This is a genomic window from Methylobacter sp. BBA5.1, assembly GCF_000746145.1.
GTDB classification, from domain to species: domain Bacteria; phylum Pseudomonadota; class Gammaproteobacteria; order Methylococcales; family Methylomonadaceae; genus Methylobacter; species Methylobacter marinus.
Window position 1 is genome coordinate 32,046 of record NZ_JQKS01000016.1, and the last position, 22,047, is coordinate 54,092.

Here is a 22,047-nt window from a genome sequence, read left to right on the forward strand (position 1 = left end):
AAACTCCAGGACTGGATGCTGATACCATCCAGTTCAAGGAGTTTCCTCGCCAAATAATATATATTATTTATAGATTAAAGTACTGCTTCTACGTGTTTGACTACGTTTTCAACGGTGAAACCGAACTCTTTAAAGAGTACGCCTGCTGGCGCTGATTCACCGAAACGATCAAGACCCACGACCTTGCCGTTGGATCCTACGTATTTCCACCAAACATCGGTCACGCCCGCTTCCACGGCCACACGCTTGGTCACGGCAGATGGCAATACCGACTCACGGTAAGCGGCATCTTGAGCGTCGAAAATATTAGTAGAAGGCATAGAGACAACACGAATTTTCCGACCATTAGCTGCCAACTCTTCCGCAGCTTTCAATGCCAGTTCAACTTCAGAACCAGTAGCGATGATGATAGCTTCGGGTTGTCCATCGCTGTCTTTCAGAATATAGCCGCCGCGAGAAATTGCGGTAATTTGGTCTTGACTCCGAGGTACATGTGGCAGGTTTTGACGTGAAAATACCAGAACGGATGGTCCGTCTTTACGTTCAATAGCAGATCTCCATGATACGGCGGTTTCTACCGCATCGCATGGACGCCATACATTCATATTTGGAATCAGACGCAACGTTGCGGTTTGCTCAATCGGCTGATGCGTTGGACCGTCTTCACCCAAACCGATGGAGTCATGGGTGTAAACAAAGATCGAACGGATCTTCATTAATGAAGCCATACGCAACGCATTTCGCGCATATTCGGAGAACATCAGGAAAGTCGCACCGAATGGAATAACCCCGCCATGCAGTGCCAAGCCATTCATTATGGCCGACATACCGAACTCACGTACACCGTAGTTAACATAGTTAGCATGCGGCTTATCCGCACGCATCGGTTTGTAACCGGACCATTCGGTCATGTTAGAGCAACCTAAATCGGCTGAACCACCAAAAATTTCAGGCAATACTTTTGCATAACCTTCAATGGAAGCCAATGAAGAAAGGCGAGTAGCCGTAGTTTTAGCTTCATCATTGACAGCACTGATAAACTTGTCTGCTTCCGCAGCCCAGTTTTCCGGCAAGTCACCGGCCATGCGGCGCTCATATTCAGCGGCTAATTCAGGATGAGCGGCTTTATAAGCGGCAAATTTCTCATTCCATTCCTGTTCCGCTTTAGCGCCTTTCGCTTTGGCGTCCCAGCCGGCATAAATATCGGCAGGCACTTCAAACGCATCATGATCCCAACCTAAAGCAGCTTTGGTCAGATTGATTTCATCTTGGCCCAAAGGCGCACCGTGGCAGGCATGGCTGCCTTTTTTATTAGGAGAGCCGAAACCGATGGTTGTCTTGCAGCAGATCAACGTAGGTTTGTCGGTCATCGCTTTAGCCATCTCGATCGCTTTTAGAACAGCGTGAGAATCATGACCATCAACATCAGGAATTACATGCCAGCCGTACGCTTCAAAACGCATTGGCGTATTGTCGGTAAACCAGCCTTCAACGTGGCCGTCAATGGAAATGCCATTATCGTCCCAGAATGCAATCAGATTACCCAAGCCCAAGGTGCCTGCCAGGGAACACGCCTCATGTGAGATACCTTCCATTAAGCAGCCGTCACCCATGAACACATATGTGTGATGGTCGACGATTGTATGATCGGGTCTGTTGAATTCAGCCGCCAATGCTTTTTCGGCAATCGCCATGCCAACGGCATTTGTAATACCTTGGCCTAATGGACCGGTAGTGGTTTCAACACCCGGCGCATAGCCATATTCTGGATGGCCTGCTGTTTTAGAATGAAGTTGACGGAAATTTTTCAGATCTTCGATAGACAGATCATACCCGGTCAGATGCAGCAGTGAATAAATCAGCATCGAACCATGGCCGTTGGAAAGAACAAAACGGTCGCGATTTGACCATTTTGGATTGTTGGGGTTATGACGCATGAAGTCATTCCACAAAACTTCAGCAATGTCCGCCATGCCCATAGGGGCGCCTGGGTGACCAGAGTTTGCTTTCTGTACGGCATCCATGCTCAAAGCGCGTATGGCGTTCGCTAATTCTCGGCGCGAAGTCATAATCTTCTCCTTAGAGATAAATTTTTATAATGTTTACAGACCAAAGCCCGAATCATTATGCATCCTCTTACCGTTTATTTCGCGGTTATGATAAAGAAGGCAAAGTATCCGAATTTTGATCTGCGTTGAGTATAAATGATGAATTAATCAGCCCTATCAACTTTGTCACGAAATAATTTCGATACCTGACATCTGATACGGTTAAAACGAGTGACTGTAAGCCACTCGTTTTTTTGGTGCTACTCTAAGTTAGCGTGTCTAGACCGCATTTCTTCTTCAGGAATTCCTTTTTCATGTATCACATGCGAAATCAGGGCCTCCAAAAAGAATAATGTGGACAGTTCAAACACTGTTCCCATCGGCATACCGACAACTTTACCATATTGTTCAGGGTTACCGATTTGGAATACCGCATCTGCCATATCACCAATAGTTGAGTCGCTTTTCGCCGAGATTAAAACAATTTCAGCGCCTATATCTTTAGCGCGTTTGGTGAAGGCCACCAATTGTTCAGTTTCTCCGGAGCCTGAGATAATGATCAGCAGGTCACCTTTTTTAATGCTCGGTGTGACGATCTCACCAACGACACTCACATCATAACCACTATGCATCAATCTCATGGCGAAGAACCGGCCGATCAAACCTGATCGACCTGCGCCTGAAACAAAGATGCGGGATGCTTTATCGAGCATTCCAGTCAGCTTTTCATCATATGAATTATCTGTAGCCGCCAGAATACCAGAAATTTTTTCTATGATAAGTTGCTGATGCATACTTATACCCTTACAGCATTAACCAATTGACGGATTTCACGAGCCGCTTCAGCAGGGGAAGGAGCACCATAGATCGCTGCACCGACAACAATAATATTTGCGCCAGATTTTACAACATCTTGAACAGTAGATTGTTTAATACCGCCAGCAACTGAGATTCTGACGTTTAAGCCTAATCTAGCAATATCGTTCAAGTCGCTAAATGGTGTGTGGCCTGCAGCCTGTGCATCAAGACCTGTATGAATACCCATAATATGAGCACCCATTTCAGCAGTAGCGCGCGCGCATGCTATTTTATCTTCAACATTAATCAAGTCGATTTGTGCTTCCGCACCGTGTGCGTTCGCTGCTTTGATAACGCCAGCGCAAGTCGCAAGACCTGATACGCCTAAAACAGTACAAATATCAGCACCTGCCGCATAGAAAGGTGTTGCTTCATACTCACCAGCATCCATTGTTTTCAGGTCAACTAAAAGCAGTTTATCTGGAAATCTGTTTCTTAATTCTTTAACCAGATTGATGCCGTTATGCTTAATGCATGGTGTTCCGATTTCAAAAATATCAACATGAGGCGCTACTTGTTCTGCAAGCGCAACTGTTGCGTTGAAATCCAGTGAATCTAATGCCATTTGAATTAATGGTTTTGCCATGATCGTGCTCCGATATGTTTTATTTATAGTTGGTTACATAATTTAATGCGATGCTAACTGTAAATTAGAAAGGGGACGGCTGTCAATGCCCAATCCCGACGTCAGCGCAAGGATGAGAACTGGTCGAGCCTGTTCATACGGTCAATTTCAGACATGCCATTATGCGTTATATATATGGAATGACTTTATTATGTCAGCTATTGTGATAAGCCCTGACGAGCTAGGACCGATGCCTTTTAGAATATATTTTCATGTCAGCAAACCAGACAAGGCCAGCGCATAAGCCTTTGAATAATGAGTCAAAACAGCATTAAAATGTAATCCGGGTTAAAGTTAGTCGTATTGCATATCCAGGCAGACAGCTTACGAGGTTAATCGATGACTTGAGTCAACAGGTGGAGACAGGAACAACCGGGCTCGCCTTCATAAAATTAAACCCGCCATGTCTCACGGCGAAACGGTAGACTATTTTCTTCAAGATTGCAAAACCCAATCCAACATAATTTAATTATCCGAGAGACCTTTTTGATGGAATCCTTTACTAATATTCGCGCATTCATCATCGATATGGATGGCGTCTTATGGCATGGTGAACAAGCCCAACCTGGATTACAGGACTTTTTTCAAGCCTTGCATGACAATCAAATCCGATTCATTCTGGCCACCAATAACGCCAGCCTGACTCCGGAGCAATATGTCGCGAAACTCGCACGCATGGGGATAACAACAGTGGACCGTAGCAATATTCTGACTTCAGCCACGGCAACTGCATTGTATCTCGCTGAACGTAATCCCCCCGAGAACACCCGAATATTTATTGTCGGCGAGGATGGCTTAAGACAACCTCTTTTAGACCAGGGCTTCATGCTTACAGGATTGTATGAGGTAAATACCGACACGCAAGAAAACCTGGGCGCTCATATTGTCGTCTGCGGCAAGGATCAGACGCTGACCTGGGACAAGCTGGCGACAGCAACATTGAATATTCGGGCGGGAGCGGACTTTATAGGCACCAATGGTGACACGACATTGCCGACAGAGCACGGCGTCACCCATGGCAACGGCGCCATCCTGGCCGCCCTGCAAGTCGCCACCGGCATATCGCCAACCATAATCGGCAAACCGGAACCGATCATATATCAGCAAGCCCTCGCCTTGCTGGGTGTAAAACCTTCGGAAACGGTAGCGATTGGCGACCGGCTGGAGACGGATATTCTGGGCGCCGTTCGTACCGGGATACGTAGCCTTCTGGTTTTATCAGGCATATCCACCGAAGAAGATGTAAAAAAATCGAATTACCAGCCAACCTGGGTGATGCCCGATATCCGGGCCGTGACCGAGGCATTGCGGGATTGTTCCTGATTGTCGATATAGCCGGGAATGTGACTTTCACAAGTCGATTGATCGCATTTCCGACACACGCTACCATGAAAACATAACTATAAAATACAGGAGTCGCCGCCATGAAAAAATTCATTAACAGTATTGACACATTGCTCGACGAAAGTCTTCGCGGCTTCGCCAAAGCCCATGCGGATATTATCCAGCTCAATCTTCAGCCGCATTTTATCAGGCGCGCCACCCCGACTGTTTCCGGCAAAGTGGCCTTGATTTCCGGCGGCGGCTCAGGCCATGAACCTTTGCATACCGGTTTTGTCGGTCGTGGCATGCTGGATGCGGCTTGTCCCGGCCAGATATTCACCTCGCCCACCCCTGACCAAATGCTGGCCGCCGCCCAGGCAGTCGAAAATGGCGGCGGCATCCTGTTTATCGTCAAGAATTACGCTGGGGACGTCATGAATTTCGAAATCGCGGCGGAAATGCTGGACTGCCCGAACGAAACGGTTTTGATAAACGATGACGTATCGCTGCCCAAAACCCACAGTACCGGGCGACGTGGTGTCGCGGGCACCTTAATCGTGGAAAAAATCGTCGGCGCCGCGGCGGAAAACGGCGCCGACTTGGCGACGTGCAAAGCGCTCGGCGAGCGCGTCAACCTGGCGACGGCATCCATGGGCGTGGCCCTGAGCAGTTGCACGGTGCCGGCCCTTGGCCACCCTACATTTACTATCGACGACAATGAAATGGAAATGGGCGTCGGCATACACGGAGAACGCGGCCGCGAGACAATGGCATTAGCCAGCGCTATGGAAATTGTCGAGCATCTCGCCCAAGCCATTGATGAAGAACTGAATCCGAAAAAAGGCCAATCGGCATTGCTGCATGTCAACGGCTTTGGCGCAACGCCGTTAATGGAATTGCATCTGATTTACGATCTGGCCGCCAACTTCTTTGCAAAACGCGGCATCAATATTTGCCGTTCCTTGGTCGGCAATTACACCACATCACTCGACATGGCCGGTGCCTCGGTTACGCTGACGCTGTTTGATGAGGAATTGATTCGGTTATGGGATGCGCCGGTTCATACCGCGGCTTTACGCTGGGGATGTTAAGCGCTCGATCAGCACAGCGACTATCGCGCAAATCATTAACTGAGCGGTTTTAGCGCCAGCATCAATATGCCCCCTGCTCCGCTCTTCCAAAAAGGAAGCGCGACCCTTGGTGGCCAGCATATCGCGGGTGGATTCCATACCCGCGACCGCCACCTCTGCCAGCCTGGTTAACGCGACAGTCAACTCGGCACCCTCCGCCGATGATTGTCGCAAGCTGTCCGCTACAGGAACCAGAACATCGAGCATGGTTTTTTCACCAACATCCGCCTTTCCTCTCTGCTTGACGGCTTCCACGCCCTGGGCATAAACCTCGGCAAAACCGGACAAATCCAGAAACCGCTCGCGGGCCGCTTTGCTCATAGCAATAAACAAGGTGCCATATAGCGAACCCGATGCACCGCCTACCGTCGACATCAATGTCATACCGATTTTCTGCCAGGCAGCATCCCAATCCAATTGACTTACTTCAGCGCTTTGCACCATCAAGGCCTGAATGCCGCGCTGCAAATTAATCACATGATCGCCGTCGCCAATAGCCTGGTCCAGAATGGTTATCTCTTCGGCATTGTTTTCGATTACATCGGCGATAGCCTGAATCAGGCCCGGCAATAATTGAGGAGTAAGTTGCATAATGGTTTCCAATCCAGAATATTGAAAAACAGGAGAATAGCGCGCAATTTATGATGCTGTCCAGTCAGCCAACCTGACAATGACAAACGGAATCCGATCATTCCGTCTTAAGCAGTCGTGGATTTTGCCGGCTGAATACTTTCCATCAATCGAATTAAGACCCGAAAACTCCATCGCTCCGCCGAGTCCGGCTTGCCAGTAAATACACCATGATGATAATCTTCGAAAATTTACCCTTACCCTTGCCGATTTACTTGAGGGCCTCACCTTTGAGCTCAAATCATTTTAATCTTTCATGGCGGCTGATCTAATGAGAGTGGATGTACTTTGCATCGGTCATGCATCTTATGATCTGGTTTTCTCGGTTTCGCATCATCCCGCCAAGGATGAAAAACTTTTTGCGGACGGTTTTATCAGCTGCGGAGGCGGGCCTGCCGCTAATGCCGCCGTCATGGTCTCGCGACTGGGCCTTAACGCCGCTTTCGCCGGCTATCTGGGCCTGGATCTTTATGGCGACAAGCATAATGAGGAATTCGTAGAATACGGCGTCAATACCCGACTTATCGTACGAGGCTCATCCCCTACGCCGCTGTCGACAATATTGGTCAAACCGGACGGGGACAGAGCCTTGATCAATTACAAAGGCGATACCCGGGCCTTGCCGGCAGACGCTGTAGATTTCTCTTCAGTCAAACCCAAAGTCGTGCTGTTCGATGGCCACGAACCCCATCTGTCTCTGGCATTGGCGAAGCGCGCACAGCGGGATAACATTCCTACTGTACTGGATGCGGGCTCTTTACATGAAGGGACTTTAGCCTTAATGGATCAGGTCGATTATTTGGTCTGTTCGGAAAAATTCGCCCGCCAGTTTGCCGGCAACGAAGAAACGGCCCTGATGCGCCTGGCGGAGACCGCGCCTACCGCCGTCATCACGCTAGGCGAAAAAGGACTGCTCTGGCAACGCGGCAAAGAGCGCGGCGTTCTGCAGGCTTTTCCGGTTGCCGCGGTCGATACCACTGGCGCGGGCGATGCCTTTCATGGCGCCTTCGCCGCCGCTGTCGCTTTAGGCCTGGAGTGGCTCGATGTCTTACGCTATGCCAGTGCCGCCGGAGCCCTTTGCTGCACCAGAACAGGTGCTCGCCTGGGCATTCCATCAAAGGAAGAACATCGCACATGGCTCGAGCAGCATCGAGACATTCATGTATAATATTCAAGTTGATCCGCAGCCTGAAGCATGGATTCTCCAGTCACCGGCATGGAACCACCCGCTATTATTTAACGATCGAAACGCCAAGAAACAGCAAAGAGTTGAAAAACATTGATATATCAACTATTCCCAGGAACCATAACTGACCATTTGCTTGTCAAAGAACGTATGAAACAACTGTTTTCCCTCATTGCCCGACGGACAAGCAATAGCGATCCGCTTACTGGCCAAAACACCAGGGTTAATACTGCTTTTCAGTTTTTTCCAACTCATTTCGGGATGACTCTCGAAAGCGCACTCTATTTGTTTTTTCACCCGCGGACACAACTATTTCGTGTTCAGCCTGATTTTCCTAAATACAACTGACATTCATTAAACTTCATCTTAATTTTTTAACAAAACAAAAATGCAAACGACAACATTTAAACCCTGCGATTTAGTCATTTATGGGGCCATGGGAGATTTATCCCGCCGCAAACTGCTCATTTCTTTATACCGACTTGAAAAAGCCAATTTAATTGAGCCCGACACCCGGATCATAGGTATCGACAGAATTGCCCAGGACAGCGCCGCCTATATCGACATTGCCTACAAAAGCCTGCAGGATTTTCTGAATGAAGAAATCGATGCCAGCGTATGGAAAACCTTCTCCGCGAGGCTTTCGTACCTGCAAATAGACTTGACGCAACTGGACCAGTACAAACAGTTACATGACGTCCTCGATCCAAGCACCAGGGTTATGGTCAATTATTTTGCCGTCGCACCGTTTTTATTTAAAAACATTTGCCAGGGCCTCGACCAATCGGGGGTTTTAAACAAAGAATCACGCATGGTGATGGAAAAGCCTATCGGTCACGATCTTAATTCCTCCAAGGAAATCAACGATGCCGTCGCTGAGGTTTTCAGCGAGGAGCAAGTGTTCCGTATCGATCATTATTTAGGCAAGGAAACGGTACTCAACTTATTGGCACTGCGCTTCGCCAACTCCATTTTCACCTCTAACTGGGACCATAACACCATCGACCATATTCAGATTACGGTCGGTGAAGAGGTCGGCATTGAAGGCCGCTGGGATTACTTTGATAAAACCGGACAGTTACGCGACATGCTGCAGAACCACCTGTTGCAGATTTTGACTTTTGTTGCCATGGATCCGCCGGTCAACCTGGAGGCCCAGAACATACACAGAGAGAAGATCAAAGTGCTTGAAGCACTGCGTCCCATTACCATTGACAACGTTGAAGAAAAAACGGTGCGTGGACAATACGCATCCGGCGTTATCAAAGGCACAGCAGTACCCGGTTATCTGGAAGAAGAAGGCGCCAATAAGGACAGCACGACGGAAAGCTTTGTCGCCTTGCGCGTCGATATCGATAACTGGCGCTGGGCGGATGTGCCTTTTTACCTGCGCACGGGCAAACGCATGGCTGGCAAGCGCACCGAGATTGTCATTTACTTTAAACGCTTGCCGCACAATATTTTTACAGACAGTTACGACGTCCTGCCCCCCAACAAGCTCATTATTCACCTTCAGCCGAATGAAGGCATCGATATCGTGATGCTGAACAAAATCCCGGGGATTGATGAACACATTAAGCTGCACAAGACCAAGCTGGATTTAAGTTTTGATGAATCCTTCAAAAAGAGCAGTCTTTTCGGAGGCTATGAAAAACTGGTGCTCGAAGCCATGCGCGGCAATCCGACATTGTTCCTGAGCCGTGAAGAAATCGAACAGGCCTGGACATGGATTGATTCGATACAAGATGCCTGGGCGCATATTGATACAGCCCCTAAGCCTTACCCCGCAGGCACCTGGGGACCGGCCGAAGCGGATGAACTGCTTGCCCGGGACGGCAGGGCCTGGGAAGATCCATGTTATAAATAATAAATATTTCACGCCCTTTCCGCCATGGAGAGGGCTACAAAAAATAGAATTAAAGAGCACAGCCATGGTTAAAGAATTTTTGTTTGAAGACCGCGCCAGTTTATTCGCGGCGTTGGCAAGCGATTGCCGGACCCATCTGGCAAAAGCCCTGAGCGACAGAGGCGCGACAACCTTCATGGTATCCGGAGGCAGCACCCCGGCGCCATTGTACGAAGCGTTATCCCTGTCCGACCTGGACTGGGACAACATCAATGTTGCCCTGGTCGACGAACGCTGGGTAAACAAAGAGCACAGCGCCAGCAATGAAGCCCTCATTGATTGCTCGCTCCTGACTAATAACGCAGCCAGGGCTTCATTCGTCGGCATGAAAAACGCGGCAGCGAGCGCCGCTGAAGGCTGCGCCGAAACAGAAGCGCTGTATCAGGCGCTACCGAAACCGTTCGCGATATCCATACTGGGCATGGGCAATGATGGCCATACCGCCTCCTTATTCCCGCATGCGGACGGCCTGACTGATGCCCTGGCAGAAAACAATCAGCAACTCACCGCCGCCATCATGGCCAAGCAGAGCGATGTTACCGGCCCTAATACCGAACGTTTAACCTTGACGCTGAACGGCCTGCTACAGTCAGAGCGCTTGATCATTTTGTTGACCGGCGTGGAAAAGCTCGCCGTATTCCGTCGAGCCATGACCGAAGGCCCAGTAGAAGACATGCCAGTACGCGCTGTGCTACGGCAGAATAAAGTGCCGGTTGAACTGTATTGGGCACCTTGAGGTATATTGACTAATGTTAAGCCGTCATCACAAGCAGTCGTAGGAAGAGAATATTATGCACCCTATATTAGAAAAAGTTACTGAAGAAATTATTGAACGCAGCCGTGCAACACGTGACGCCTATCTGGCGCGCGTCGACGCCGCGGTTGAAAAAGGTCCGCACCGCGCGAAACTGGCCTGCGGCAACCTGGCGCACGGCTTTGCCGCCTGTGCGTCCGGCGAGAAGACCGACTTGGCCGGCAGCGAGAAAGCCAATATTGCGATTATCTCTTCTTATAATGACATGCTCTCCGCCCATGAGCCGTTTAAAGACGCGCCAGCGCTGATTAAACAAGCCATCAAGGAAGCGGGCGGCGTCGCCCAGTTTGCCGGCGGCGTGCCGGCCATGTGCGACGGCATCACGCAGGGTCAGCCCGGCATGGAGCTGTCGCTGTTCAGCCGCGACGTGATCGCCATGGCGACCGCAATCGGCTTGAGCCACAACATGTTCGACGGCGCCCTGTATCTGGGCGTTTGCGATAAGATCGTACCGGGTCTTCTGATCGGCGCCCTGAGTTTCGGCCATCTGCCGGCGGTATTCGTGCCGGCGGGGCCGATGCCCAGCGGCCTGCCTAACAAAGAAAAGGTTCGCATCCGCCAGCTGTACGCGGAAGGCAAAGTCGGCCGCAAGGAACTGCTGGAATCGGAATCGCAGTCTTACCACAGTGCCGGCACCTGTACCTTCTACGGCACGGCCAACAGCAACCAGATGATGGTTGAGATCATGGGCCTGCACCTGCCGGGCAGCTCATTCATCAACCCTTACACGCCATTGCGCGATGAATTGACTAAAGCCGCCGCCAGGCAGGTTCTGAAATTCACTTCCCAAGGCAACGATTTCCGTCCGATCGCGCATATGATCACTGAAAAAGCGATTGTGAACGCCATCATTGGGCTGCTGGCCACGGGCGGTTCCACCAATCATACGATTCACCTGATTGCCATCGCGCGCGCCGCCGGCATCATCATCAACTGGGATGACTTTGACAAACTGTCCCGCATCATCCCGCTGCTGACCCGCATTTATCCGAACGGCCAGGCCGACGTCAACCACTTCCAGGCCGCCGGCGGCATGGGCGTCCTGATTGCCGAGCTGTTGCGGAACGGTCTGCTGCACGAAGACCTTCTAACCGTCGCCGACGAGCATGGCATGAAAAATTACACGCAGGAACCTCGCTTGCTTGACGGCAAATTGACTTGGGAGCCTTGTCCCGAGGCATCGCTGGATACGGAAGTGCTTAGCACCGTTGCCAAGCCGTTCGCGACCAGCGGCGGCCTGCATGTGATGCACGGCAACCTGGGCCGCGGCGTTTCCAAAATTTCCGCCGTGGCGGAAGAGCATCAGATCGTTGAGGCACCCGCGGTCGTATTTGATGATCAGGACGATATGATGGCGGCGTTTAAACGCGGCGAACTGGAAAAAGACTTCATCGCGGTCATCCGTTTCCAGGGGCCCAAATCGAATGGCATGCCCGAGCTGCACAAACTGACGCCGCCATTGGGCGTACTCCAGGATAAGGGCTTCAAAGTCGCGCTAGTGACCGACGGCCGCATGTCCGGCGCTTCCGGCAAGGTACCGTCCGCGATACACATGTGCCCTGAATGCGCCGACGGCGGCCCGCTGGCCAAAGTGCGCGACGGCGACATCATTTATTTGAACACACAAACCGGCGAAATCAATGTCCGGGTGGATGAAGCCGAATTCAATGCCCGCACACCGGCCGTCAATACGGCCACGAACCATCACTGCGGCATGGGACGCGAGCTGTTCGGCGCTTTCCGCCGCGGCGCATCGTCATCTGAAACCGGGGCATCCAACCTATGGGTTGAAGATTAATCGGTACTGATTGCACCGGTCCGGATTTTTCCGGGCCGGGTCTATTATTTCTCCAGCCAGAATGGCTATCTTTTAGTTTATAAATTGGAATTTATTAATGACTGCATCCATTAAAGACATTATGAACACGTCCCCGGTCGTGCCGGTGATGGTTATCAACAAACTGGAACATGCCGTGCCGCTGGCGCATGCACTGGTTGAAGGCGGATTGAAAGTGCTGGAAATTACCCTGCGCACACCGATTGCCCTGGATGCGATCAGAAGAATCAAAGCCGAGGTGCCGGGGGCCATCGTCGGTGCCGGCACCGTTATCAACCTGGAAACATTAAAGCAGGCCATCGATGCCGGCTCTGAGTTTCTGGTCAGCCCCGGCGTGACCGAAAGCCTGATTGATGCCGCGCTTCAGTCGGGTGTGCCTATCCTGCCTGGCGTCATCAGCCCTAGCGAAGTCATGCGTCTGATGGAAAAAGGCATCACGGAAATGAAATTTTTCCCGGCTGAAGCCGCCGGCGGCATCCCGATGCTGAAATCGATCGGTGGTCCGCTGCCGCAGGTCACCTTCTGCCCGACTGGCGGCATCAGCCCAAAAAACGCGGCCGATTATCTGGCGTTGAGCAATGTCGCCTGTGTCGGCGGCTCGTGGATGGCGCCTGCCGATCTCGTGGACAAGGAAGACTGGGACGAAATCAAACGCCGCGCCACAGAAGCGGCCGCGCTAAAAAAATAACACCAGTCAACCGCTACAGGATCCTATTCGGGTCCTGTAGCCAGTCGCCGGGCGCTATGCTTCCTTCCATTTGATATTGCAGCCGATGCTGGGAATCTGCTCGGTATTGATAGGTTTATTGGCCAGCAGATTGTCCAGCGCATTGCGCAGATCCTCGCCAGTCAGCGGCACATCGTTTTTTGGCGTCGCGCCATCCAGGCGGCCGCGATAAACGCAGGCCAGGTTTTGATCAAACACATAAATATCAGGGGTACAAGCCGCCTGATAGGCCTTGGCGGTGTCCTGGCTTTCATCATACAGGTATGCCGCGAAAGGGTGCCCCCAGGCATCCATCATTTCCTTCATCTTGTCCGGCGCGTCCTGCGGGTAATTTGCTATATCATTGGCACTGATGGCGATAGTGCTGATGCCCAACGCCGCATAATGCCTGGCAATATCGATCAACTGATCTTTCACATGCAGCACATAAGGACAATGATTACAGATAAACATCACTACCGTGCCTTTTTTACCTTTTAATTCTTGCAAACTGTTGTGAGAACCCGTGACGGGATTGAACAAATCGAAATCGGGAGCGATAGTGCCCAAGGGCATCATGTTTGAAGGGGTTGCTGCCATGTTTTCCTCCTAAAATAGTTATGAAAATTCTGAATAAAGCTTGTGATTATAAAGCGCTATCGGTTTTCATAATAACCGGGATATCGGCTTTAAGACCCATAATCATTTATAAATGTTTATTATCCTTTTACTTAGCATTACTCAATCGGTGTTATTTTTTATATAATTTCCTGCCATTGCTTTTTCAATAGCCACTCTTATGGTTATTGCTTTAAATACGAATCGCCTTAACGCGACACCATTAACCCTTAACATTAAAACGACCTATGACTCAAAACGAACTGAAAAAAAAAGTTGCCGAAGCCGCCCTGCAATATGTTAAAGATATTCCCATTATCGGGGTCGGCACCGGCTCAACGGTTAATTTCTTTATCGAAATGCTGGCTGACTATAAAGCCGATATCGAAGGCGCTGTCTCCAGTTCCATTGGCACTACCGAGCGTTTGAAAAAAGTCGGCATTCCGGTTCTGGACCTGAATGCCGTTAACGATCTTAAAATCTATATAGACGGGGCGGATGAAGTCAATCCCGACAAAAAACTGATCAAGGGCGGCGGCGGTGCTTTGACCAGGGAAAAAATCATCGCCGAAGCCAGCGAAAAATTTGTCTGCATTGCCGATGAATCCAAATGCGTGGATGTATTGGGCGCGTTCCCGCTGCCTATTGAAGTCATTCCGATGGCTCGCAGCTTTGTCGCACGTGAAATGGTCAAGCTGGGCGGCCAGCCGGTTTGGAGAGAAAACTTTATTACCGATAACGGCAATGAAATCATTGATATCCGCAACCTGAATATTACCGATCCTATCGAGCTGGAAAAAACCATTAACAATATTCCGGGCGTTGTGACCGTCGGCTTGTTCGCATTGAGAGGTGCCGATATCGTATTGGTCGGCAAAGGCAACGAAGTCGTTACTTTATAAAAATCATGCCGGAAGGCTACCATTTGAGCCTTTCTCCCGCCATTAGACCATAGTACACGGCCGCTCCAAGCTTCAGGCGGCCTCCATCAAAAAAATAATTATTCAAACAATATTAAGAGGGTAAAAAAATGAATGAAAACTGGATTGCACCTTCCATTCTATCGGCGAATTTCGCCAAACTGGGCGAAGAAGTCGACAATGTTCTAAAAGCCGGCGCCGATGTCGTGCATTTTGATGTCATGGACAATCATTTTGTACCTAACCTGACTATCGGTCCGTTGGTCTGTGAGGCCTTAAGAAAACACGGCGTTACCGCACCCATCGACGTACATTTAATGATCGAGCCCGTGGACCGCATTATTCCCGATTTCGCCAAGGCGGGTGCCAGCTATATCACTTTTCATCCGGAAGCATCGGTTCACGTCGACAGAACCCTGCAATTGATCCATGACTGCGGTTGCAAAGCCGGTCTGGTATTCAACCCGTCCACACCGTTGCATTATCTGGATTATGTGATGGATAAAATCGACATGATTTTATTGATGTCGGTCAATCCGGGTTTTGGCGGTCAGTCTTTTATCCCGTCCGCACTGCCTAAGCTGCGTGAAGTCAGAAAACGCATCGATGACAGTGGACTGGATATACGACTGGAAATCGACGGCGGCGTTAAAGTCGACAACATCCGCGACATCAAAGCGGCCGGCGCCGACACCTTCGTAGCGGGCTCGGCGATATTCGGCCAGCCTGACTATAAAGCCGTGATCGACGCGATGCGTGCTGAAATAGCTAAAGCGGAATAACCGCTTAAGGCCTTACATAAGCGGGAGGATTTGATCGAGAATCTTCCCGTTTGTGACTAAAATCTGCTTCGGAAAAACGCCCGCGTTACCCTGAAAGTCGGTCACGGTCGCGCCAGCCTCTTTGGCAATTAAAGCGCCTGCAGCAATATCATACAGGTTCAATTCCTGTTCCCAGAACGCATCGATCTGACCGTCGGCGACCAGGCATACGTCCATCGCCGCACAACCAAAACGGCGCTGCCCTGTCGTAACCCGCGCGATACGGCAGAAACGTTCAAGATTGTTCTGTTCCAGATAATTGCGCAAACAGGCAAAACCTGTACACACCATTGCAGAACCAAGATCAGTTTCCGATGAAACCGTGATAGGCTGACCGTTTTTCCATGCTCCTTTACCTTTCTCGGCGCAGTAATAATCACCGAGTGCCGGGGCATACACCGCACCGGCCACTAATTCCCCATCGATTTCCAGTGCCACGCTGAGCGCCCAAAAATACTGACCGCGCGAAAATGAATGTGTGCCGTCTATCGGATCGACCACCCAGCGGCTGGACTGATTTTCGGTTTTACCACTTTCCTCACCCCAAAAACCGAATTGCGGGTACTCTCTAGCCAGAGCCTCTTTTAAAAAAGCCTCTACAGCGACATCAGCCTCGGTCACAAAATCGCGCGGGCTTTTTCTACTGACTTCCAGATCCTTCAGATTTTTGAAATGCGTCAGAGCGATAGTTCCGGCTTCACGGACCACTTTTTCAAGCACGGCAAGAGAAATACACATAGATTAACCTTAAGAATTAAGCAGAATTACCCATTCGACCCATCGGCTCAATGCTAGTGCCTAAAGCTCGAAAGCAAGATAAATGATAATGTTATAAATTGACGGCCGCGGACTTTACTGTCCGGGCGATGTTATGACAAGTATTTTACTAATGAAGCCGGCATTGTGCATCTATGTATTCAAAGTATCCATCAAATCAATCATAAATTCCATTTCTTCATCGTCCACGCGAATCCAGGCATCAAAACCCAGACTTTTCAACACCCCTTGCCCTTTCTCATCATTATTCATGTCGACCAGCAATTTTTGAAAGACTTCTTTTTTATCCGCCAGTCTCGGACCGATCATCAACGAATGATGAACGACGCTAATCTGGCTGCGGACCAGCACTTTCAGCTGGCTTTTGATGATATTCGATAAATTATCATAAGCTTCGGCCAGAAAAATACCGACATCGGCATCTCCGCGCAGCAGTTGTTTTGCAATGAGAATATAGCTATCGCAGACAATTGCCTGCACATTACTGTTATCCAAGTCCCCGGGTTCCAACATGATCATGCCCATTAAACGGACATCAGGATCTTCTGTGACGGCTACCCGAATACCCGGCGACAAATGAGCCACATCTTCCACTGCATTTTGAGCCTGGACAGCAATAATAGCTTCATCAGTCACACCGACCGGCCTCACTAATGGTGAAAAGCCTTTTTCGCGCACCAGCATGGCGGCATCAAATGGATTCGCATAAATCAAATCAATTTTGTCCTGGTCGATGGCGGCTCTTTGCGTAGGGAAATTGTTATACATTTCCAAATGAATCGCTTCCCCGGTCTGTTTTTGAAGCCAGGTATTAAAGATATACCAGCCGGAAATATGATCGGGGGGAAAATCTGGACTGACTGTAAACATGTTTGGCATGATTAGGCTCCGTATAGATTAAAACAAGGTTGGATAAAGCCTGATGCATTCTTCCACTTTCGTCCGGGAGGGTTTTCGGCGCACAGAGGTATATCCGACTACTTTGCCTTTTCTTACATTGGGAATAACGGTGGCCTTGACCCAGTAATAACCGCCATCCTTGCGCAAGTTTTTAACAAACCCCTGCCATTTATCCCCTCTTTGCACCGTATCCCATAAATCCTTGAAAGCCGCCGGCGGCATATCCGGATGCCTTAGAATCGAATGAGGGGCATTGATCAGTTCATCTTCGGTATAGCCGGACATTTCAATAAAAGCCTGATTGACATGCGTAATGACGCCCTCCGGGTCCGTCGTCGATACGATCAGCTTGCCGTCAGGATAAGGCGTTTCAATTTGGGTATATAACACCTTGCGCTTCGCACCGTCGTATAAATTCAGAGTAACCTCCTGATAATCACCGGTTATGTCTTCTGGTTTCATATCATCAAGCATTGTGTTTCTCCATCTGGTTACGTTTCAGTTTAACTGAGCACCAGTTTTTATATGTTGTAGTCAGCCAGCTTAAATCAACACGCAGGATAATGGGGCCGTTACTGTTTCTTATTTTCATATCAAGCGTGCCGCCCTTCATCGCGGCCAGTAAAAATCAACGCCCTGTCGTTAATGAGTATCATCAGGGCATTGATTTTATGAGGTTAATTTCTGATTATTTATAGGCCTTGGCAAGATTGGCAAATAGCGTTCTACTCATGCCGGAAATACAGAGGAATTTCTCCAGTTCATCGGCAATCGTCGACTCTTGATAGGACTGCTGCATTATCATCAGGGTAAGCCCGGTGACGGAACTGATCGCCTGCAGGGCTTTTGAGCATTTTTCAGGATCATGACCAAATATTTCGACAATGATACGGATGAGTTCATTATTGATCAGGGTCATGGCACCCGCCATAAACTCAACAGGCAGATTGACTTTGACGTGAATATCACCGACTTGAAACATATGTTGAGCGAATTCAGCATCGACATTAGCGGCAAATAGCCCTGTCATCCATCTTAAATGAGCTATTTTCAAGGTCTCAAGACGGCCTTCCAGATATTTTGCCGTTGCAGGTATCGCCGCTAATTGATCATAAAAAGAATCAGTGACGGCTTTCAGATGCGGCGTGATTTCTGGCCCAATATCTTTTAGACACAACTCAAGCTCAGGCGTTAAACCGGAAAATGCCTTGGCATAATCGATCAATTCGTTAAAGTTTTGTGGCATTAGCTTTCTCAGTTGCTGAGTATATTGAATCTATTATTTCGTATTAAATTAATAATATTTCAATAACTATTTATTTTTTATAATATAAATCCTATGGTTATTTTCCTGGAACAAGAACACTGGGGCTCTATAAAAGACCGTAATTCCTGACTGCGCAAAGCACCTACAATAATTCCGCAATACTGCTTGCGGCCCGCTTTACGTCAAGAAAAATCAAGCCTAATTTAGCATTCGGCTTTGCCAGAACAGTTAATACGGATTCATTACCGGCATAAACCATCAGGACATAGCCCTTAGCTCCCTTAATTAGAACTTGTTCCAGAGTCCCCCTTGTCAATTCTTGAGCGGTGCGGTCACCTAACGACAGCATTGCGGCACTCATGGCGCCAACCCGGTCTTCGTCCAATCCGGCGGGCAACACAGAGGCCATCATTAAACCATCCGTTGATATTACACCTGACGCTTCAATATCTGCCGAAGTACCATTAAGCTCTGTTAACACTGAAGCCAGCATATCTGCGCGCATATTTTGCTCTCCTTTATTTAATAATTATGTTTAGAACGGTCAAATTTTAATAAAGCGTTATTTAGTGGCATAACGCAGACTTAATGCCCAAACCAGAGAAACGAATTCTGGATGGTTAAAGTGGGGAATGCCCGAAATTGCAATAACAAAGCGGTTATTGCCAATAAATAACGGCCAAAACCCGAGCTGACTATTACCGCGCGCATCAATAACAGCCCAAGCGTTACTAGCCAGTCCCATATTATTCATCAATAATCCTGATCGGCGTTCATGAATAATTGCAATTTCCGCGCTTAATGCCGATAACTCCTCAGCAACTTCATGCGGAAACCCATGACTAGCCAGATAGAAGCCTTGGCTATCAGCCAAAAGAACCTTGCCATTTTCTGAAATTCTGCTTAATAGCTCAGGCAAAATATCTTCCAAGGCATCGTGCGGATAATTCAGCGCTGCATCAAGCCCCTGAACCCAGCCCAATTTTTGGCAATGATGCAATAACTCCAGGCATTTTGCTTCTTCCTGTTGGTCCATTAAATTTTGTAGATTCGACAGGTTGAGTTCTGGGGTTTGCTGCTGCGCAAGTAATGCTCTTAAAAACTGCCGAGGCTTGTCCCTATTAACAGAACAGACGGCGTAATAAGTACCGGCCGGGGTTGGGTATAAATACACCCCCTCTGTTAAGACATAGTTGCTCATGTGCTATTCCTCGAGTTCAGGATCCAAGGAATACAGCAATGACTGCACTAAAAGAGACACATCATTTTTAACCCGGGCGTCGACGGAAAATACCGGCGGCTTAAGCCCCATGCCCTGCAATTGAATATGATAATCATTGATAGCCGGCTTAGCACTTAAATCCATCTGAGTTACACCAATGGCCACATTGGTTTTTTTTATAAACTCTTGAAACGAATCCAGAAAAAACTTCATATCCTGGAACGGATCCGTTCGGGTATTATCGAGCAGCAAAATCAGGCCTATACCGCCCGTGGTCAGAATATCCCACATAAAGTCAAAGCGTTCCTGGCCAGGTGTACCGTAAAGATGAATTTTCTCACCACCTGCAAGATTCATAATCCCATAGTCCATGGCTACAGTGGTCGATGATTTCCTGTTCTTTGTCATGTCACTGGCAGCCGCATCCGTTTTAACCGGGGGCACATCGCTTATTGATTCGATAGCTGTTGTTTTACCTGCGCCAACGGGACCGGTAAAAATAATTTTGTATTGGCTCATATTGTTATATTGTTCCCAACTTTATGTTTTATGTCCACGTAACTTGCTGATAATTCGAGTAAATAACCCTTGTCGCTCATTATTTTTGCTGACTGGAGGCTGAATGATTTCATCGGCTTGCCGTTTAGCTTGTTTAATCAGGCCAAGTGCATACGCGGCACTGATGAAAGCAAATACATATTGGGGCTTGATTTTCAAAATTTCAGCGATATCAGGCAAAGTTCTTGGTCCAGCTATAAGCAATGCTGAAATTCTTAATGCATGAGGGGTGACAATAAGGCGGGTGAAGTTCGGCCAATGTTTTAAAAAAACCGGTTTATGAATATCAAGGGCTACAGGATAACGCCCCCTTGACGTCCATACAGCCAGCTTCCACAGGAAGGCGTCTAGATTATGGAATTTCTCCGGCGCGTTCTCGGCAGATAACACATGCGCACTCGCTGGAGTAAGCGACATCCCCTCACCTGACAGGTTATTAATCGGCAGTCCGGCAAACGATCTCAACTGTTTGTCGTCCGCATCAAGCCAGACTTCATGATTATGAGGAAAAATAATCAGCAACTTCCAACCTGAGTTGAGATGCAATACCTGCTTTTTTGTCTGGGCAATAAGGCATGCGGACTGAAAATATCCCTGGAAATACTCTTTGGGATTATAAAAAGCATTAGGAAATTGTTTCGGATCATTTACGTCCAGACCAGGGATAGAGCCCATAAATGCATTGAAATTCCCTTCATCAAGATGCATCGCTGTTTGATGCTTGGATGTTTTTTTCCGCTCATCCGTATTAATAAATAACTTCCTGTCTGCCCGAACATTACCGCTCGACTTTTGTCGTGCAGTCAACATCGCCTCGGCTTTAGCCAAGGCATCCAGCATCTCCGCTGTCCTTACCGGTTTTTTTACATATAATACATTTTCCAGCTTCTGTTCCTTTAAGGATAAGACAATAATTGGCCTGACCGAGTTTTCAGCCTGCTTCTGCTCAAGTAACGTTTTGGCATTGACGGAGTCGGCATCAATCATATCGACTTCGGCATCTATATCTTCAACAACAATGGCCGCGCCTTTACAAGGCCCTTGAAGATACATCACCATTGTTTTATAAGTGCGCCCATCCATGCCATGAAGCACAACTTTTAAAGGGCTTTTGCGTTTATCGTTCATTGTTCCCGCTCATAAAAATCGCCATTAATTCATTCCAGCCATCGGGCATGGCTATATCCAAGGTGGCGAAAAGCTCAACCATTTTTTTCAATCCTGAAACGTCGTGCGTTGATTTATAAAGTTCCAACAAGCCCTGATGCAATTCCAGCCTGTGCGGTTCGCTAATAATAGCCTTTTCCAGCACGTCTTTTGCTTCAGTAAGCTGACTGTATTCAATATAATCACGAGCCAAATCCAGCGGGTCATACGTTTGTTCTTCTGAAGCATCAACCAGTCGCACTAAGTTTTGAGTGCCAATCAATCCCCTTGTAAAAATAGAATATTGGTTTCCTGCCAGCAAGGCGACATCCATTTCATTAACCATAAACGCCTGCAGCAACCTATATTGTTCCCGAGAGAGCTTGGATCTTGCACCCTTTATCATACGCCGGCTGATTTTTGCACCGCGCCGGTCTAAAATGACCAGAAAATCAACCAGCGCAGCAAAAAGCTGTTCCGATAAATCGGCGGAGTAACAATAATAAATTCGCTGAATATGAGCGATTAATTGCCTTGGTTTTCTGGCAATATGAAAAACAAGATTTTTTAAAGTTTGCTCAGGTAATTCGTGATCGGCAAAATGAAAGATATTCGAGTCTGATGGCAAAAAAACATTACGCTCGGGGAATTCAGAAGTGTCTTTTGGTCCCTCACTGCAAGTAATCAATTTCCGGCAAATAATCATGCATTAACTCTCAAATATTCATGCGAAAGATTTTCTATATGAATTTTAG

General features: G+C 48.5%; 23 protein-coding genes. 9 read left to right on the plus strand and 14 right to left on the minus strand.

The window, feature by feature from the left end:
• Window positions 1–74 precede the first annotated feature (74 nt).
• The 3 genes from tkt to hxlA form a co-directional block, all read right to left on the minus strand.
• Window positions 75–2,069: a transketolase gene (gene tkt / locus EK22_RS10930; protein WP_027147351.1), complete on the minus strand. Its 1,995-nt coding sequence runs from the start codon at window positions 2,067–2,069 to the stop codon at window positions 75–77.
• Window positions 2,070–2,308: 239 nt separating this feature from the next.
• On the minus strand, window positions 2,309–2,842 hold the full coding sequence (gene hxlB / locus EK22_RS10935) for a 6-phospho-3-hexuloisomerase (RefSeq protein WP_020159797.1): 534 nt from the start codon (window positions 2,840–2,842) through the stop codon (window positions 2,309–2,311).
• A 2-nt stretch (window positions 2,843–2,844) separates the two neighbouring features.
• Window positions 2,845–3,492 (minus strand): 3-hexulose-6-phosphate synthase, encoded by a 648-nt coding sequence (hxlA, locus tag EK22_RS10940; protein ID WP_020159796.1) that lies wholly within the window; start codon window positions 3,490–3,492, stop codon window positions 2,845–2,847.
• 528 nt (window positions 3,493–4,020) lie between these two features.
• Here hxlA and EK22_RS10945 point away from each other — a divergent pair.
• Window positions 4,021–4,854 carry an HAD-IIA family hydrolase gene (locus tag EK22_RS10945; RefSeq protein ID WP_020159795.1) on the plus strand — a complete coding sequence of 278 codons (834 nt, stop codon included), beginning with the start codon at window positions 4,021–4,023 and terminating at the stop codon, window positions 4,852–4,854.
• A 101-nt stretch (window positions 4,855–4,955) separates the two neighbouring features.
• Complete coding sequence (dhaK, locus tag EK22_RS10950) at window positions 4,956–5,945, plus strand: dihydroxyacetone kinase subunit DhaK (protein ID WP_020159794.1); 990 nt, start codon at window positions 4,956–4,958, stop codon at window positions 5,943–5,945.
• Here dhaK and dhaL read toward each other — a convergent pair.
• A complete protein-coding gene (gene dhaL / locus EK22_RS10955) occupies window positions 5,928–6,575 on the minus strand; it encodes a dihydroxyacetone kinase subunit DhaL (RefSeq protein ID WP_027147350.1) in 648 nt (215 codons plus the stop codon). The two genes, dhaK and dhaL, sit on opposite strands and share 18 nt — an antisense overlap.
• A gap of 310 nt (window positions 6,576–6,885) precedes the next feature.
• Between dhaL and EK22_RS10960 the strand changes: the two genes are divergently transcribed.
• The 5 genes from EK22_RS10960 to EK22_RS10985 all read left to right on the plus strand — a co-directional run bounded on the left by EK22_RS10960 (window position 6,886) and on the right by EK22_RS10985 (window position 13,045).
• Window positions 6,886–7,782, plus strand: a complete 897-nt coding sequence (locus EK22_RS10960; RefSeq protein ID WP_020159792.1) for a carbohydrate kinase family protein — start codon at window positions 6,886–6,888, stop codon at window positions 7,780–7,782.
• A 406-nt stretch (window positions 7,783–8,188) separates the two neighbouring features.
• Window positions 8,189–9,667, plus strand: coding sequence for a glucose-6-phosphate dehydrogenase (gene zwf / locus EK22_RS10970; protein WP_027147349.1), 1,479 nt, complete (start codon window positions 8,189–8,191; stop codon window positions 9,665–9,667).
• Between the two features lie 64 nt (window positions 9,668–9,731).
• Entirely contained in the window at window positions 9,732–10,442 is a 711-nt protein-coding gene (gene pgl, locus EK22_RS10975; protein WP_020159789.1) for a 6-phosphogluconolactonase, read from the plus strand.
• 55 nt (window positions 10,443–10,497) lie between these two features.
• Window positions 10,498–12,318, plus strand: a complete 1,821-nt coding sequence (gene edd / locus EK22_RS10980) for a phosphogluconate dehydratase (protein ID WP_020159788.1) — start codon at window positions 10,498–10,500, stop codon at window positions 12,316–12,318.
• Between the two features lie 97 nt (window positions 12,319–12,415).
• On the plus strand, window positions 12,416–13,045 hold the full coding sequence (locus EK22_RS10985; RefSeq protein ID WP_020159787.1) for a bifunctional 4-hydroxy-2-oxoglutarate aldolase/2-dehydro-3-deoxy-phosphogluconate aldolase: 630 nt from the start codon (window positions 12,416–12,418) through the stop codon (window positions 13,043–13,045).
• Between the two features lie 54 nt (window positions 13,046–13,099).
• Here EK22_RS10985 and EK22_RS10990 read toward each other — a convergent pair whose 3' ends face one another.
• Window positions 13,100–13,663 carry a thioredoxin family protein gene (locus EK22_RS10990; RefSeq protein WP_027147348.1) on the minus strand — a complete coding sequence of 188 codons (564 nt, stop codon included), beginning with the start codon at window positions 13,661–13,663 and terminating at the stop codon, window positions 13,100–13,102.
• Between the two features lie 266 nt (window positions 13,664–13,929).
• On the opposite strand from EK22_RS10990, the gene rpiA reads away from it, so the two are divergent.
• Together rpiA and rpe are read left to right on the plus strand one after the other, a co-directional pair.
• On the plus strand, window positions 13,930–14,583 hold the full coding sequence (rpiA, locus tag EK22_RS10995) for a ribose-5-phosphate isomerase RpiA (RefSeq protein WP_020159785.1): 654 nt from the start codon (window positions 13,930–13,932) through the stop codon (window positions 14,581–14,583).
• A 128-nt stretch (window positions 14,584–14,711) separates the two neighbouring features.
• On the plus strand, window positions 14,712–15,383 hold the full coding sequence (gene rpe / locus EK22_RS11000; protein ID WP_020159784.1) for a ribulose-phosphate 3-epimerase: 672 nt from the start codon (window positions 14,712–14,714) through the stop codon (window positions 15,381–15,383).
• A gap of 12 nt (window positions 15,384–15,395) precedes the next feature.
• Here rpe and EK22_RS11005 read toward each other — a convergent pair whose 3' ends face one another.
• The 9 genes from EK22_RS11005 to EK22_RS11045 form a co-directional block, all read right to left on the minus strand.
• Window positions 15,396–16,160: an inositol monophosphatase family protein gene (locus tag EK22_RS11005; RefSeq protein WP_020159783.1), complete on the minus strand. Its 765-nt coding sequence runs from the start codon at window positions 16,158–16,160 to the stop codon at window positions 15,396–15,398.
• A gap of 171 nt (window positions 16,161–16,331) precedes the next feature.
• Window positions 16,332–17,078, minus strand: coding sequence for a phosphate/phosphite/phosphonate ABC transporter substrate-binding protein (locus tag EK22_RS11010; protein ID WP_020159782.1), 747 nt, complete (start codon window positions 17,076–17,078; stop codon window positions 16,332–16,334).
• Window positions 17,079–17,096: 18 nt separating this feature from the next.
• Window positions 17,097–17,573 carry a PAS domain-containing protein gene (locus EK22_RS11015; protein ID WP_020159781.1) on the minus strand — a complete coding sequence of 159 codons (477 nt, stop codon included), beginning with the start codon at window positions 17,571–17,573 and terminating at the stop codon, window positions 17,097–17,099.
• Window positions 17,574–17,787: 214 nt separating this feature from the next.
• Window positions 17,788–18,345 carry a protoglobin domain-containing protein gene (locus EK22_RS11020; protein WP_020159779.1) on the minus strand — a complete coding sequence of 186 codons (558 nt, stop codon included), beginning with the start codon at window positions 18,343–18,345 and terminating at the stop codon, window positions 17,788–17,790.
• Between the two features lie 163 nt (window positions 18,346–18,508).
• On the minus strand, window positions 18,509–18,871 hold the full coding sequence (locus EK22_RS11025) for a roadblock/LC7 domain-containing protein (protein WP_020159778.1): 363 nt from the start codon (window positions 18,869–18,871) through the stop codon (window positions 18,509–18,511).
• Between the two features lie 57 nt (window positions 18,872–18,928).
• On the minus strand, window positions 18,929–19,567 hold the full coding sequence (locus tag EK22_RS11030) for a hypothetical protein (protein ID WP_020159777.1): 639 nt from the start codon (window positions 19,565–19,567) through the stop codon (window positions 18,929–18,931).
• 3 nt (window positions 19,568–19,570) lie between these two features.
• Window positions 19,571–20,107 carry a GTP-binding protein gene (locus EK22_RS11035; RefSeq protein WP_027147346.1) on the minus strand — a complete coding sequence of 179 codons (537 nt, stop codon included), beginning with the start codon at window positions 20,105–20,107 and terminating at the stop codon, window positions 19,571–19,573.
• 21 nt (window positions 20,108–20,128) lie between these two features.
• Window positions 20,129–21,274, minus strand: coding sequence for a hypothetical protein (locus tag EK22_RS11040; protein WP_020159775.1), 1,146 nt, complete (start codon window positions 21,272–21,274; stop codon window positions 20,129–20,131).
• Window positions 21,264–21,998: a type IV pilus assembly protein FimV gene (locus tag EK22_RS11045; protein ID WP_036250922.1), complete on the minus strand. Its 735-nt coding sequence runs from the start codon at window positions 21,996–21,998 to the stop codon at window positions 21,264–21,266. Before EK22_RS11045 ends, EK22_RS11040 begins: the two co-directional genes overlap by 11 nt.
• Window positions 21,999–22,047 lie beyond the last annotated feature (49 nt).